The organism is Streptomyces sp. WELS2, from assembly GCF_013870595.1.
Lineage (GTDB): Bacteria > Actinomycetota > Actinomycetes > Streptomycetales > Streptomycetaceae > Streptomyces.
Genome location: NZ_JACBWZ010000082.1, coordinates 1 through 14,847 on the forward strand (window position 1 = coordinate 1; position 14,847 = coordinate 14,847).

Genomic DNA, 14,847 nt, shown 5'->3' on the forward strand with positions numbered 1-14,847 from the left:
CATGTGGTCCAGGGGGACGGCCAGGCCCGCACCGGCGGCGCCGCCGACCGACAGCAGCATCATCGACAGGCCGGTGAGCGATCCCACACGGTGGGGGAACCCGCGCTTGATGACGGCGGGCACCAGCACGTTGCCCGTCGCCATTCCGGCCGCGGCCAACACCGTGCCGGTGAACAGCGCGGTCTGGGCGGGGACCACACGCAGCACAAGCCCCGCCGTGATCACCACGAGCGCCACGGTGATCGCCGCCTCGGTGCCGATCCGGCGGGCGAGCAGGGGGGCGAGGGCGGAGAAGACGCCCAGGCACAGCTCCGGCAGCGTGGTGAGCACGCTGACCTCGACACCGGTGAGCCCGAACGTGTCCTGGAGCTCGCCCAGGAGCGGAGGGACGCCGGTGATGGCCGCCCGCAGGTTGAGGGTCAGCAGGACCAGGCCGACGAGGGTCCAGATCGCTGCGGAACGAGTGGTACGGGAAGAGGAGGTCATGTCGCCTTCGTCCTGCGCGGCAGCGTGCCGGACATCGGGTGCGGACAGGGGGAGACGCCCCGCCACGGCCCCGGCCGGCCGGGACGGGGCCGGCGGGAGCGGCGCGAACGGGCCGGCGGGGGCCCGTGTGCGTGGTCAGACGGGGAACTCCCGGTTGCCGAGGTGCTGCGGACGCGGCCCGGCCGCCGCGAACGGGGCCTCCAGGGTGTTCTCCACGCTGTTGTAGACGATGAAGATGTTCGAGCGCGGGAACGGCGTGATGTTCCCGCTGGAAGCGTGCAGCAGGTTGGAGTCGAACATCACCGCGGTCCCGGCGGGACCCGTGACCTGCTCGATGCCGTGCTGCTCGGCCATCCGGGACAGGTGCTCGTGCCCGGGGGAGCCGACGGGCAGGCGCTCCACGCGCAGCGACTCCTTGTGGTAGTCGGGCGGTGTCTTTCCGACCGTGGGAACGAACGTCCTGTGCGTGCCCGGCATGACCATGAGCGGCCCGTTGCACGGGAGGTTCTCGCTCAGCGCGATGGACACGCTGAACGCCCGCGGCCGGGGCATGCCGTCCTCCGAGTGCCAGGTCTCGAAGTCGGAGTGCCAGTCGAACGGGGCACCGCCGAAACCGGGCTTGTAGTTGACCCGGCTCTGATGGATGTACACGTCCGAGCCGAGGACCTGCCGGGCGATGTCCGTGAGCCGGGGCGAGTGCAGCAGGCCGGCGAACAGCTCGCTGACCTTCTCGACCTCGAACACCGAGCGCACCCGGTCGGACCCCGGCTCCAGGATCACCCGCTCACTCGCGCGCAGCGCCGGATCGGAGCCGAGCCGCCGCAACTCCGCGCGGAACTCCTCCACTTCCCGCGGGGACAGCAGGTCGTCGAGGACCAGGTAGCCGTCGGACTCGTAGCGGGCCAGCTGTTCCCCGCCGAGCGGGCCCGGCCCGTCACCCCACACCACGGGGTCGACCCGCGGCTGGGGCACGGCCTCTCCGGTCACCCGGGTCGGGTACAGGTCGGGACGCACAGTGGTGTTCATACAGTGCTCTCCTTCGGAGCCGATCGTGCCGGTGCGAGTGCCCGGTTCGGGACCCGGGCTGCCGTCTCAGGCCGTATCCGCCCCCTCCGCGTCGGTGAGCAGCGGATACGTGCCGTTCTCGTCGTGGTCCTCCCGGCCGGTCATGGGCGGGTTGAAGACGCAGATGTAGCGGGAGTCGGTCCTGGGACGCAGGGTGTGCCGTTCGTGGCCGTCGAGGAGGTACATCGTCCCGGGGGTGATCCAGTGCTTCTCCCCGGTCTCCTCGTTGGTCAGCTCGGACTCCCCTTCCACGCACAGCACCGCTTCGATGTGGTGGGCGTACCACATGAACGTCTCGGTGCCGGCGTAGACGGTGGTCTCGTGCAGGGAGAAGCCGGCCCGCTCCTTCGCGAGGACGATCCTCCTGCTCTCCCAGGTGCCGGACCTGGACTTGACGTGCCGGTCGGTTCCCTCTATGTCGCTGAACGAACGGACGATCACGACGGTCATGCCCCCTTGGGTCGTGGATGGGCGAAGCGGCCCCGTTCACGGCGCGGGCGACTGTCTTCGGACGCTCGCCCGCAAGCGCGCCGGGTGGGACGGGCAGGGCCGGTACCACTGCGCGGACCGCGGACTCGACGGCCCCGCAGGGGGGGAAATACGGCCACGCGTGATCCTGGCCGGACCACTGGCCCATATCGCCGGCGCACCGCGGAATTCCGGCGTCCGCCTGGTCAGCCCATTAGACCAACAGGGGCGCCGGGTAGCAACCACGGGTGCGTGACCGGCCGTTGCCACACCAGGACCGCACAGTTCCGGCCAACTGCCCGAGCATCAAAGGGAGTTGATCTTGGCCGACGGCTGTGTACCCCTGTCCGCCGAGGCCACGCCAGGAGAGGGCACCTGCTTCACAGAACCTTTGAACCGCCGCACGCGCCTCTGCCGATTCCACCCCCTTGACGCCTCGGCGCACCCACGCGGAGACAGGCGTACCGGGGTCGTCGCCCGCGCGGCCGGTTCCGATCGGTTTCGGGCCGGCGCCCCCTTCAGGGATGCGACGCTGACACCGCTACGACGAGAAGTTGTCCGGACGCAGCAGGCGGACGGCGTATCGGAGACCATCCGCGTGCACCGTGATGCGGACATACCGGCTGGGGGCCGATATGGAAGCTCAGCTCGACCACAGCGATCGACCGGAAGGCATGGTCCTCGGCGGGCCAGTGCCTCGTTTAGTCCCCGTGGACCAGCTTCAGCCGGCCGATTCCCCCCGTCTCGCGGGAGAGGACGAGCAGCATGCGCGAAGGCTGGCCGAGAGCGAGACCGAATGGCCGCCGATCCTGGTCCACCGGGCCACCATGCATGTGATCGACGGAATGCACAGACTCCGCGCGGCGAAGGCGAAGGGGTGGCACTCCATCAGGGCGGAGTTCTTCGACGGCACCGCCGAGGCCGCCTTCGTCGAAGCCGTACGGGCCAACATCCGGCACGGCCTCCCCCTGTCCCTGGACGACCGGCGGTCGGCGGCCGAGCGCATCGTCACCACCCGGCAGGACATGTCCGACCGGGCCATCGCCGAATGCACGGGACTGTCCACCAAGACGGTCGGCGGCATCCGCCGGCGGCTGAGCGGCGGTTCCTCGCGCCAGGAGGTCCGGCTGGGCAGGGACGGCCGTCGCCGGCCGCTCAGCGCCGCCGAGGGAAGACGGCGGGCGGCCGAGGCGCTTTCGGTCCGTCCGCACGCCCCGCTGCGGCAGATCGCGAAGGCGGCGGGGGTCTCCGTGGGCACCGCACACGACGTCAGGGAACGGATGCGGCGCGGCGAGGACCCCGTCGTCTCCAGGGACCGCGGACGACCGCGGCGGCCCGGCGGACGCCGGGAGCCGGAGGCGGTGGCCGGGGATCCCGCGGCCACCACCGGGGAGCAGGAGCGGAAGTCGCGGAACATGAGGGCCCGGCTGCAGTCGTTGCGGCGGGACCCCTCGCTCAGGTTCTCGGAATCGGGCAGAGAGCTGCTGCGGTGGCTCTTCCTGCAGTACCAGGCCAAGGCGAAGTACCCGCACGTCGTCGAGAACATTCCGCCGCACCTGGCGGCGACCGTCGCCGAACTGGCCACCCAGTGCTCGGACATGTGGCGAAGCCTCGCCGAGGAACTCGAAGACCGCGCGGCAGGCGCGGACTAGCGGGCACGCCGGCGTTCAACCGAGGAATTTCCACACTTGAACAGGGCGTCGGCCACAGGCGGCAGTGTGAAGCGGAGCCCTTCGGCCGCCGGGTTGTTCAACCCCGGCGGCCGAAGGGCTCCGCTGGTTTTCCGCGGGTGGGGTCTGAAAACTGGTGTCCCGGACGTGTTCGGACACCGGCGGGCCCTTTTCCTCTGGAGGACATGTGCTTTTCTCGTTCGCGCCGACGACGGCCACCCCACTCGCGGCTCACGAATTACTGGTCTTTCTGCTGCAAGTGGCACTGCTGCTGTTGTCGGCGCTTTTCTTCGGCAGGATCGCCGCCCGCGCCGGCCTGCCCGCGGTCGTCGGTGAACTCCTCGTGGGAGTCGTCCTCGGCCCTTCGGTGCTCCAGCGCCTGGCCCCCGGCCTGTCGGGCTGGCTCTTTCCCGGCGGCCGGGAACAGGCGCACCTGCTGGACGCCGTCGCCCAGCTCGGTGTCCTGCTGCTTGTCGGAGTCACGGGCATGTACCTGGATCTGGGACTGGTGCGCCGACGCGGCAGGACGGCCGTACTGGTCAGCGCCGGCGGCCTGATCGTCCCGCTCGGCCTCGGTGTCGGTACGGCGTTCCTGGTGCCCGGCACACTGGTCCCGGACGGAACCGAACGGGGTGTCTTCGCGCTGTTCCTCGGCGTCGCGATGTGCGTGAGCGCGATCCCCGTCATCGCCAAGACGCTGATGGAGATGCGGCTGCTGCACCGGACCGTCGGCCAGCTCACCCTGACCGCGGGAGTGGTCGACGACGTCTTCGGCTGGTTCACGCTGTCCGTCGTGTCGTCGATCGCCGTCACCGGCATCAGCGGCGCACCGGTCGTGGAGGCACTCGCCTCGGTGGCGCTCGTGGCGGTCGTGGCACTGACCGCCGGGCGGTGGGCGGTCCGGCACGCCTTCCGGCTGGCGGGCACGAGCCCGGAACCCGGAGTGCCGGCCGCCACGGCCGCCGGGGTGATCCTCCTCGCGGCGGCCGCCACCCACGCGCTGCACCTGGAGCCGGTTCTCGGCGCGTTCCTCGGCGGTGTCCTCGTCGGGCGGGAAGGGAAGGTGGAGCCGGCCCGGCTGGCCCCGCTCCGCACCATCGCCCTGTCCGTGCTGGCGCCGGTCTTCTTCACCACCGCGGGTCTTCGCATGGACCTCGGAGCGCTGGCCGATCCCGGCGTCGCCCTGGCCGGACTGGGCGTGCTCGCGGTCGCCGTCCTCGGCAAGTTCCTCGGTGTCTGGGCCGGCGCGAGCCTGAGCGGCCTCGGCCGGTGGGAGGCGCTGGCCCTGGGCGCCGGCCTCAACGCGCGGGGAGTCATCGAGATCGTGGTGGGAATGGTGGGGCTGCGGCTCGGCATTCTCAGCGTGGCGGCGTACACCATCGTGGTGCTCGTCGCCGTGGTGACCTCCGTCTTGGCCCCGCCGATCCTGCGCATGGCGATGTCGCGCGTCGAGCGCACGGCCGAGGAGGAAATCCGGGAGGCCGAGCAAAGGGAGTGGAGCACACTGCCCTGACCCGGCGTCCGCCGGACCCGTTTGACACATCGGAATGCGGTCCGGCAGATTCGTGCCCCGGATGCCAACGCGTCACGGAACGCGGAATTTCGTGGCCCGGGCGGAGAGACTCGTGGCACAACTCAGAGAGTTGATCGCCTTTTCGTGTGCGGCGCTTCGAACGAAAGCGAAATGTACCGCCCGCCGCCCCCGTAAAAACGCGGCCACCCCACTTCGGAAGGTATGGCGACCATGAACGACCGGCTTCTCACGCTCATCCAGGACGTCCTCGAGGAGGTCAACGAACGCAGGGACGAGAAGATCCCCGTCACGGAACTGACCTCCCTCGCCCTCTACGGGGACAACGGGGTCTTCGACTCCATGCAACTGGTCAACTTCCTGACGCAGGTGGAGGAGGCCGTCGAGGACGAGTACGGCGAGGAGATCTCGCTGACCTCCGAGAAGGCCGTCTCGCAGCGGGTGAGCCCGTTCGGCAGGGTGGGCCGGCTCGTCGATTTCATCGAGGCCGAGCTGGCCGAGGCCGGTGTCGCCGTCTCCCAGCCGGTGTGACCGGCACGGGCCGCCCGATGATCGTCCTAGTCACCGGAACCAGGACCGGCGTGGGAAAGGCGCTGGCCGAGCACTTCCTCGACCGCGGAGACACGGTGATCGGCTGCAGCCGCAGGCCGTCGAGCATCCGGCACCCCGCCTACCGCCATCACGAGATCGACCTCACCGACGGCGCACAGGCACGGTCCATGTTCCGCGCGGTCCGCCGCGAGTTCGGACACCTGGAGGCGCTGGTCAACAATGCCGGCACCTCGGTCATGAACCACTTCATGATGACGCCGGAGAAGACGGCCCGCGCCGTCTTCGACCTCAACTTCTTCGCGGTGCTCAACTGCTGCCGGGAGGCCGCCAAACTCCTGCAGAAGAGCCCCGAGGGAGCCGCGGCGATCCTCAACGTCTCGACGGTCGCCGTGCCGTGGGCGCTGGACGGGCAGCTCGTCTACTCGGCGAGCAAGAGCGCCGTGGAGCAGCTGACCCGCGTCATGAGCAAGGAACTGGCCGTGTTCGGCATACGGGTCAACGGGATCGGTCTGCCGCCGGTCCGTACCGTCCTCACCCGCACGCTGGCACCGGAGACCCTCGACGCCGTCGTGGAGCGGCAGACGATCGGGCGGATGTGCGAGATGGACGACATCGTCGGCCCCGTCGACTTCCTGACCACCGGCCACTCGGCCTTCGTCACCGGAGAGACGCTGTATCTGGGAGGAGTCCAATGAGGGACACCCTGACCGACAGGCTGGAGCGGTGGGGCGACCGCACCGCCGTCGTCCACCACGAGGCCGGCCAGACCTACGCCGAACTGGCCGCGGAAATCCGGCGGATCGAGACCCTGCTGGACGAGGCGGGAGTGAAGCCGCACGACGCCGTCGTCCTGAAAGGAGATTTCTGCTTCTCCCAGATCGCCGCGCTCTTCGCGCTCTACCTCCGCAAGGCCGTGGTGGTGCCCGTCGTGACGTTCACCGAGACGACCCTGGAGGCCGTACGTGACGCCTGCCGGCCCCGGCACGTCGTGGAGGTGGCGGACGACGTCACCGTCGCACCGTTCGACTCGCCTCCGGGCGAGGCATCGGAACTCTACGGAGCCCTGACGGAGTCCGGCGCGGCCGGGCTCGTCCTCCTCTCCAGCGGATCGACGGGGGCGCCCAAGGCGGTCCTGCACGACTTCGACGCCCTGGTGGCGGAGAAGATCGGCACGAGCGAGCGCGTGGGCAGGAAGCCCCCGCACATCCTGCTGTTCCTGCTCGCCGACCACATCGGAGGCATCAACTCGCTGCTCGGCGTCGTACGCGGCGCCGCGACGGCCGTGGTGCCGGCGAAGCGGACACCCGAGGAGATCTGCCGGCTGGTCGAGCGGTACGGCATCCGCCTCCTGCCGACCAGCCCCACCTTCCTCAACCTCGTCCTCATCGGGCGCTTCCACGAGAAGTTCGACCTCTCCAGCCTGCGGCTGATCACCTACGGCACCGAGCCCATGCCGGAGGAACTGCTCAAGCGCGTCCACGCCGCCTTCCCGCGGGCCCGGCTGCTGCAGACGTTCGGGACCAGCGAGACCGGCATCTCCACCACACAGAGCGAGTCCTCGTCCAGCACGTACTTCCGGATCTCCGACGCGGGAGTCGAGTACCGGGTGGTGGACGGTGAACTCCAACTGCGCACCAGGACCCAGTTCATGGGCTACCTCAACTACTCCGACGAGGCCGTCACCGCCGACGGCTGGTTCCGCACCGGAGACCTCGTGGAGGAGAACGCCGACGGCTACATCAAGGTCAAGGGCCGCGCCAAGGAGATCATCAACGTCGGCGGCGAGAAGGTCCTGCCGCTCGAACTCGAATCGATCCTCATGGGCAGCCCGCACATCGCCTACTGCACCGTCTACGGAAAGCCCAACTCCATCACGGGACAGGCCGTGCACGTCGACGTGAAACCCGACGGCGCGATGAGCAGGGCCGAAGTCCGCCGGCACGTCCGCGAGTTCCTGGACGGCAAGGTCGAACCGTTCAAGATGCCCGCCAAGGTGACCGTGATCGACGAGATACCCGTATCCGCCCGGTTCAAGAAGAAGAGGAGCCTGCCGTGACCGACGTGGTCGTCATCGGGGCGGGCAAGTTCGCGCGGGAAGTGGCCCGTTACGCCGAGGAATCCGGATACGGCGTCGCACGCTACCTCGCCGTCGAGGGGGAGGAGGTGCACGCGCCGGACGGAACCTGGACCAAGCTCGCCGAACACCCGCCGGACGAGGGCACGAAGGTCGTCCTCGCCGTGTCCGGCACAAAGCAGCGGCGCGAGGTGATCGAGGAGTACATCACCCCCCGGGGATGGCAGCCGGTCAACGTCGTCCACCCCTCCTCACGGGTCGACCCCGCGGCGATCGAAGGCCACGGCAACATCATCGGACCGGACAACTACGTCGGCGTGCGTACCGCCCTCGGCAGCTACAACGTCGTCAACTACCGGTGTACGTTCGGGCACCACTCCCGGATCGGCTCGGGCAACTTCTTCGCCCCCAACTTCCACGCCGGCAACAGCGTGGAGATCGGGGACGGCAACTTCTTCGGCCTGGCCTGCACCGTCGCCCCCGAGGTCCGCATCGGCGACGCCTGCCGGTTCCAGGCGGGCCTCACGCTCTTCGAGAACGCCGCGAGCGGATTCTCCTACCTCTCCCCGAGCCGCATCAAAGCCATCAAGTCCACCGAGTCGTGAAGGAAGCACCCATGAACCGATCGACCGTCGCCATCATCGGGGCCGGCCCCGCCGGCTGCACCGCCGCCCTCACCCTGCAACGGCTCGGTCACACACCGGTCGTCTACGAGCGCGACAGCTTCCCCCGCTACCGGGTCGGCGAGTCCTTCCTCCCCGGTTCGCTGTCCATCTTCCACCGGCTCGGCCTGCAGGACCGGATCGACGCCGCCGGCTTCGTCAAGAAGCCCTCCGCGACGTTCCTGTGGGGCCGCGACGAGGCCCCGTGGACCTTCTCCTTCACCACACCGCGGACCTCGCCGTGGGTCTTCGACCACGCCATCCAGGTGCAGCGCAAGGAGTTCGACAAACTGCTCCTCGACGAGGTCAGGGAACGCGGCATCGAGGTGCACGAGAACACACCGGTGTCCCACGTCGACATATCGGACCCCGGCAGGGTGTCGCTCACCGCCGGACGGGGAGAGACCGCCAAGCGCCTGGAGTTCGACTTCGTGATAGACGCCGGCGGCTCCAACGGACCACTGGCCCGCAAGCTCGACGTACGGCGTTACGACGAGTTCTACAAGAGCTTCGCCATCTGGTCGTACTTCCGCCGCCCCGACCCCTTCGAGGGCGACCTCAAGGGGACCACGTACTCCATCACCTTCGAGGACGGCTGGGTGTGGATGATCCCGCTCAAGGACGACCTCTTCAGCGTCGGACTGGTCGTCGACCGCTCCAAGGCGAGCGAGGTGAAGGAGGCCGGCCCCGAGCGCTTCTACCGGGACACCCTCGCCAAGGCCGACCGTGCCAAGGAGATCCTCGGGGACGCCGAGATGGTCGAGGAGGTACGGGTCGTCCACGACTGGTCGTACGACTCCGAGGTGTACTCCGGCGGACGCTACTTCCTCTCCGGCGACTCCGCCTGCTTCACCGACCCGCTCTTCTCCCAGGGCGTGCACCTGGCCACGCAGTCGGCGGTCTCCGCGGCCGCCGCGATCGACCGGATCGCCCGGAGCGAGGCCGAGAGCGACGAGGTCCACGCCTGGTACAACCGCGCCTACCGGGAGACCTACGAGCAGTACCACGAGTTCCTCGCCTCCTTCTACACACTGGCCTCCTTCACCGAGCCGGAGTCCGAGTTCTGGTCGAAACGGCGCATCGGCGAGTCCGACGACGGGCGCCTGAACCGCAAGCGCTGGTTCACCCGGCTGGCCGCCTCCAGCGAGGACGGCACCCTGTCGGTGGCCGACTTCCGCGACCGGGCGACCACCATGATGAGCATCGGACGCCACCAACGCGCCGAGCTGAGCGACGAGTTCACCGACGACGAGCTCAACCCCGCGCGCGTGCGCTGGATCAGCCGGCTGACCAAGCGGCTCAACCGCATCAAGCGCCTGGAGTGGAACGGCGAAGAGGTGACCCTCAAGCCGTACTACAAGGTGGATCCCGAGACGTTCCGCCTGGAGCCCAAGCAGGTCCTGGCCAACGAGGACGGCCTCGACATGATCAAGTGGCCCCTGGAGGAACGGCACCGGCAGATCTTCAGCCGTCTCCTCAAGGAGGAGGTCGGCTACAAGGAACTCATCCGCGAACTGAGCGACGCCGGCCAGCAGGAACTCAGCTCGCAGATCGTCATCCGGCTCATGGAGGCCGGCCTGCTGACCGGCTACGACAAGAACGGCGACCGGGTCGTCATCCAGGACCGCCTCCGCTTCGACGGTGTGGGAACCGAGTACGAGGTCTGAGGCCGGACGCCGGTGGGCGCCCGCCGCGGACTCGGCCGTCGGGCACCGGGCCCGGCCGCCGGGACCGCGGCGGGGTACGAGCCGGTACGACCCGGAACCGGCCCGTACCCCGCCGGGAACGGTCCGGGACCCTCACCGGAGGAAGGAGCGAAACCGTTGGCCGCCGACGCCCTGCCCGCCGCCGGCGAGTGCCACCTCTGGTCGGTGCCCGTCCGGACCCGCCCCGAGTGGGAAACCCTGCTGGCCCCCGACGAGGCGGCCCGCGCCGCGGCGATGCCCGGAGGCGGACGGCGCGACCTGCTCGTCACCTCGCGTGCGGCGCAGCGACTGGTCGCCCACCGGTACACCGGCAGGCCGGCCCGCGGCCTGCGCATAGAACGCACCTGTGCCCGCTGCGGCGCCGGCCACGGCCGCCCCCGGGTCGTCCACGGCGGCTACGACTACTCGGTCACCCACACCCGCCACCGGGTCCTCATCGCGGTCGTGGCCCAGGGCCTCGTGGGCATCGACCTCGACACGTCCCCGTACCCCGGTGTCCTGAGGCGTCTCATCGCCCGCACGGCGACACCCGGCGAACGCGCGGCCCTGTCCCGACTGCCCGCGCGGGAGGTGCCGGAGGCGTTCACGCGGCTCTGGTCGAGGAAGGAGGCCGTCGTCAAACTCACGGGACACGGCCTGGCCGCCCGGCTGAACCGGATCGAGGTGTGGGGCGATCTCGCCCGGCCCGAGGGGAGCCCCGCCGAGGACTGGCCCGCGTTCCCGATCCACCTGCGGGACGCCCCGGTGGAGGGCGGCCGGATCGCCGCGATCGCCAGCACGTGTCGGGTCACCGCCCTCGAGCCGCGGTCGCTGTCCACCCAGGCCACCACCAGGAACACCCGACTCCCCTGACGCGAAGGGAAGAACGATGACAGGCTCACCGTCGCAGCAGACCGGCACCGACGTCCGCTACCGCACGCCCGCTCCGGAAGACGCCGTGGCCGTCTGGCGGATGGTGCGCGACGAGCCGATGCTGGACGACAACAGCTCGTACCACTACAGGCTGTGGTTCCGGGACTTCGCCGAGACGTCCATGGTGGCCACCGCCGACGACGGCATCGTGGGTTTCCTGACCGGCTACCGCCGGCCCGACGCGCCGGACACGTTCTTCATCTGGCAGGCGGCGGTCAAACCCGGCAACGGCATCTCGGGCCTCGGCATCGACCTGCTCACGCACGCGATCGACCTCCAACTGGCCACGGGGGCGAAGTACGTGGAGACGAGCGTCTCCCGGCAGAACAAGGCGATCCTGATGCTGCTGCGCATGGTCGCCACGGCGTACGACGCCGACACCCACACCGAAATGCTGTTCCGCACGGAGGACCTGCCGGGCGGCGACCACGACGAGGTCCTCCACCGCATCGGGCCACTGAACCCCCGCACCTGAACCCGGCCACCCGCCGCGGCACCCTGTCAGACCGGGCTCGGCTTGCCGATCTGCCGTCGTGGGGACAACCGTCTTGAGCGGACGGGGGCTACGGGGGAATGGCGATGCTGTACGAAGGGCTCGATCTGGCGGCACTGGTCCTGACGGCGGGCGCGATCGGGTACCGGCTCGTCGCCGCTGTGAGGATCGTGGTGATGCTGAGGGCCGAAGTGACGATCCGCGAGGATCTGTCCCCGGAGGAACTGGCCTTCCTCGCGGGCGGCCCACGCCGGACGGCGGCGACGGTGCTGTTCAGGATGGTCCGGCAGGGCCGGCTGCTCCTGGCGGAGGACGGCACGGTCACCGTGACCGACGGCGCGTACACGGGCGGCTCGGCGGCCGGTATCGAGGAGGCGCTCGTCGAGGCGGCGGGCATCTCCCGCAGCGAACGGGTGGGCAAGCTGGTCGCCCGGACCGCCGCGAGCCGCGCGGTACGGGCCGTCGGTGACCGCTTGCAGGAGGAGGGCCTGCTGCTCCGTACCGCCCTGCGGCGCGGGCAGTATCGGGCCCGGCGCCTGCTGTGGTGGTCGGCGGCCCTCGCGCTGGTGCCGGCGGTGTGGGCACCGACCACCGGGACCGCTGATCATCGGTGGGCCGGTGTGGTCCTCGCGGCCGGCGCGGCCCTCACGGCCACGCTCGTCAAGCCGTCCCCGGCCTGGGTGCCGTACCGCGTCCAGTCGACGCTCGCCATCCTGCGCGGCGAACGCGAGCGTCCGGCCCCATGGCGCCGGACAGGCGCCCTGGCCGCCCTTGCCGTCACCCCCGTGGGCGCGGTGGCCCTCGGCGGACTGTCCGCCGCGCCGGAGCCGGAATTCAGGGAGTTGGTCACACCCGAGACCTGGAGGGCCGGCGACCCGGCCTTCGGCGGCGCCTCCGACACCGGGCTCGGCACGTCCGGGCACCGGGGTTCTTGCGGGTACGCCGCAGCGTGCGGTGGTGGTGACGGCGGTGGCTGCGGAGGCGCGGGGGAGTGAGAACGACGTGACGCCCAGCCTGGAGGTGCGGTGCGGGTAACCGCCGTGGTGGAGCGCACCGTCGCGACGTCGCCGTTCCAGGTCGGGCTGCCGTTCCACAGCGCGGACACCTCCTGCCCGCGGGGAGGGTGAGGGTCACGGACCGGATGATGACCGGCGCGGGGCAGGCCGTCACGGACGCCGGCGCCGCCCCGGCCCCCAGTCCGCTCCGCGCCCGCCGGCGAGTCGGGCCTCCTCGGCACCCCGCTCCGGCCCGGCACCGTCGTCACGGTGCCGACACCGTGGTCAGGGCGCCTGCCAGACCGTTCCGCGTGCCTCGTACTCCAGCATCGACTCGACGCCGATCGCGGCGTCCGGTCCGAGTTCGCGTTTGACGAGCCACAGCCCCAGTTCCAGTCCCGAGGAGATGCCGCCGGCGGTGACGAGGTCGCCGTCGTCGACCACACGGGCGTCCTTGACGAGACCGCCGTGTTCCGCGAGGTACGCCTTCGCGCCGTGGTGCGTGGTGCAGGGCCGCCTCTGGGTCAGGCCGGCCGCGGACAGCAGTACCGCTCCGGTGCACAGCGAGCTGATCGTCAGCCCCTCGCGGGGAGCCGCGGCGAGCGCTCGCGGGAGGGTCCCGTTGTCGATCTCGGCCCAGACGCCCGGACCGTCGCGGCGCGTGTAGCCGCCGCCCGGCACCACGATCAGGTCCGTCTCCTGCGGCGCCCAACGGTGCTTGACCTGGATGGCCGTACCATATCCGCAGCGGATCAGTCCCGGGCGTCCGGTGGTGACGTACCGGACCCGGACGCCGTCCCCGCTGTGCATGGCAGCGGCTGAGAAGACCTCGTAAGGCGCGATGCAGTCCAGCTCCTCGACCCCGTCGAACACCACGATGTCGACCCGCAGCGGCCCCGTCCGCCGGGTCGCGGCGGCCGCTGCCCGGGTGCTCGAGGCGGTGGCCGTCAGCGTCCCGGCCCCCAAAGTCGCCGCGCCCGCCGCTGACGTCCGGCGGAGAAACTCTCTGCGTTCCATCGGTATGCCTCCTGTGTGAGCCGTGATGCCTTCGGGCAACGGCATGCGGTCCGTGAACCGCCCGCGGGACAGTGGTCGTTCAGGACGGCCGGTGAGTTCCCGCGCCGGACGACGCGGCGAGGAGACGGCTCCCGCCGCACGGCGAGCGACAGTCGGTGCCGACTCCCCCCGGGTTCCCGTGTGTTGTCGTGGCGTGGATCACGGTGACGGGACCCACGGGGACGGCGGAAGGTGCGGGTATACCCTCGCGTGACGCGTGAGGCCCGGACTGCGAGGATGAGGCGCCATGAGGGCTGGGTGGTGTTCCCGCACGCTCAGGGCCGCCGTGTTCGCGGCCGTCTGCGTGCTGCTCGCCTCCCTGGGCCACGTCATGATGTCGGGCACCGCGGTGCCCTGGTGGGCCATGGCCGCGGGAGCGGCGATGACCGGCGGTACGGCCTGGCTGCTGGCCGGACGGGAGCGCGGGCCGACCGTGGTCGGCTCCCTGGTGGTCGCCGCCCAGGCCGTACTCCACGTCTCGTTCGCGCTCACCCAGGCAGTCCTGGACCCCCGGACCCCGGGCGCCGGGTCACTCGGCCGGCGGTGGCTGGGCTACCTGCTGCTCGGCTCACCGCCGGGCCCCGGCCCCCGGCACGGTGCCGTGCCGACGTCCATGGTCACCATGGAGCACGCGATGGGTGGCATGCACTCCATGGGGCCGATGGACCGCATGGGGGCCGCGCACCCTTACGGCCACGGCATGTCCGGCATGTCCCCGGCCGGCATGCTCACCGCACACCTGCTGGCCGCGCTGCTGTGCGGCCTGTGGCTGGCTTACGGCGAGCGGGCCGCGTTCCGCATCCTGCGGGTCCTCGCCGGCTGGCTCGTCGCTCCGCTCCGGCTGATCCTCCGGCTGCCCGAGCCGCCCTACCGGCCACGCCTCCGCGCCCGCCGGGGCCGCTCGGACGGCACGCTGCGGCGGATCCTGCTCACCCGCGCGGTCACGTCCCGGGGGCCACCCGCGGGGTGCGCTGTCGCCTGACGACAGCCGGCTTCCCGAGGCCGTACGCACCGGTTTCCCGAGACCGTGCACACCGGATCACCGAGACCGTGCACACCGGAATCCCGGAACCGTACACATGGACGAGGAGATGACGCACCGTCGGCTCCTCGCCTCGGGCATCGGCCGCGCACTTGCCGCGCCCGGCCGTTCACCCCCTTTCACCGGTACCGCCGT

The 14,847-nt window shown here is 70.6% G+C and carries 15 protein-coding genes; 11 read left to right on the forward strand and 4 right to left on the reverse strand.

Annotation, left to right across the window (positions count from 1 at the left end; all coding sequences use genetic code 11):
• The 3 genes from H5J33_RS08025 to H5J33_RS08035 all read right to left on the reverse strand — a co-directional run.
• Positions 1-486: MFS transporter (locus tag H5J33_RS08025; RefSeq protein WP_399552790.1), on the reverse strand; the 486-nt coding region annotated here is incomplete at its 3' end.
• A gap of 135 nt (positions 487-621) precedes the next feature.
• Positions 622-1,512, reverse strand: a complete 891-nt coding sequence (gene thpD, locus H5J33_RS08030) for an ectoine hydroxylase (RefSeq protein WP_181794187.1) — start codon at positions 1,510-1,512, stop codon at positions 622-624.
• Positions 1,513-1,578: 66 nt separating this feature from the next.
• Positions 1,579-1,992 carry an ectoine synthase gene (locus tag H5J33_RS08035; protein WP_181794199.1) on the reverse strand — a complete coding sequence of 138 codons (414 nt, stop codon included), beginning with the start codon at positions 1,990-1,992 and terminating at the stop codon, positions 1,579-1,581.
• 701 nt (positions 1,993-2,693) lie between these two features.
• On the opposite strand from H5J33_RS08035, the gene H5J33_RS08040 reads away from it, so the two are divergent.
• From H5J33_RS08040 to H5J33_RS08085, 10 genes are all read left to right on the forward strand, one after another.
• Positions 2,694-3,671: a ParB N-terminal domain-containing protein gene (locus H5J33_RS08040; protein ID WP_181794200.1), complete on the forward strand. Its 978-nt coding sequence runs from the start codon at positions 2,694-2,696 to the stop codon at positions 3,669-3,671.
• A 277-nt stretch (positions 3,672-3,948) separates the two neighbouring features.
• A complete protein-coding gene (locus tag H5J33_RS08045; protein WP_309485357.1) occupies positions 3,949-5,202 on the forward strand; it encodes a cation:proton antiporter in 1,254 nt (417 codons plus the stop codon).
• 231 nt (positions 5,203-5,433) lie between these two features.
• A complete protein-coding gene (locus H5J33_RS08050; RefSeq protein ID WP_181794189.1) occupies positions 5,434-5,751 on the forward strand; it encodes a hypothetical protein in 318 nt (105 codons plus the stop codon).
• 17 nt (positions 5,752-5,768) lie between these two features.
• Positions 5,769-6,467, forward strand: a complete 699-nt coding sequence (locus tag H5J33_RS08055) for an SDR family NAD(P)-dependent oxidoreductase (protein ID WP_181794190.1) — start codon at positions 5,769-5,771, stop codon at positions 6,465-6,467.
• Positions 6,464-7,828 (forward strand): class I adenylate-forming enzyme family protein, encoded by a 1,365-nt coding sequence (locus H5J33_RS08060; RefSeq protein WP_181794191.1) that lies wholly within the window; start codon positions 6,464-6,466, stop codon positions 7,826-7,828. Before H5J33_RS08055 ends, H5J33_RS08060 begins: the two co-directional genes overlap by 4 nt.
• Positions 7,825-8,451, forward strand: a complete 627-nt coding sequence (locus H5J33_RS08065) for a hypothetical protein (RefSeq protein WP_181794192.1) — start codon at positions 7,825-7,827, stop codon at positions 8,449-8,451. Before H5J33_RS08060 ends, H5J33_RS08065 begins: the two co-directional genes overlap by 4 nt.
• An 11-nt stretch (positions 8,452-8,462) precedes the next feature.
• Entirely contained in the window at positions 8,463-10,175 is a 1,713-nt protein-coding gene (cmlS, locus tag H5J33_RS08070; RefSeq protein WP_181794193.1) for a chloramphenicol-biosynthetic FADH2-dependent halogenase CmlS, read from the forward strand.
• A 156-nt stretch (positions 10,176-10,331) separates the two neighbouring features.
• Positions 10,332-11,066, forward strand: a complete 735-nt coding sequence (locus H5J33_RS08075) for a 4'-phosphopantetheinyl transferase superfamily protein (protein ID WP_181794194.1) — start codon at positions 10,332-10,334, stop codon at positions 11,064-11,066.
• A gap of 16 nt (positions 11,067-11,082) precedes the next feature.
• Entirely contained in the window at positions 11,083-11,601 is a 519-nt protein-coding gene (gene ectA / locus H5J33_RS08080; protein ID WP_181794195.1) for a diaminobutyrate acetyltransferase, read from the forward strand.
• A gap of 104 nt (positions 11,602-11,705) precedes the next feature.
• On the forward strand, positions 11,706-12,614 hold the full coding sequence (locus H5J33_RS08085; RefSeq protein WP_181794196.1) for a TIGR04222 domain-containing membrane protein: 909 nt from the start codon (positions 11,706-11,708) through the stop codon (positions 12,612-12,614).
• A 285-nt stretch (positions 12,615-12,899) separates the two neighbouring features.
• Here the strand turns inward: H5J33_RS08085 and H5J33_RS08090 are convergent, their stop codons facing one another.
• The gene (locus H5J33_RS08090; protein ID WP_181794197.1) at positions 12,900-13,631 is read right to left on the reverse strand and encodes a DJ-1/PfpI family protein; all 732 of its coding nucleotides are present in this window, start codon (positions 13,629-13,631) and stop codon (positions 12,900-12,902) included.
• A 286-nt stretch (positions 13,632-13,917) separates the two neighbouring features.
• On the opposite strand from H5J33_RS08090, the gene H5J33_RS08095 reads away from it, so the two are divergent.
• Positions 13,918-14,652, forward strand: a complete 735-nt coding sequence (locus H5J33_RS08095) for a hypothetical protein (RefSeq protein ID WP_181794198.1) — start codon at positions 13,918-13,920, stop codon at positions 14,650-14,652.
• Positions 14,653-14,847: the final 195 nt, after the last annotated feature.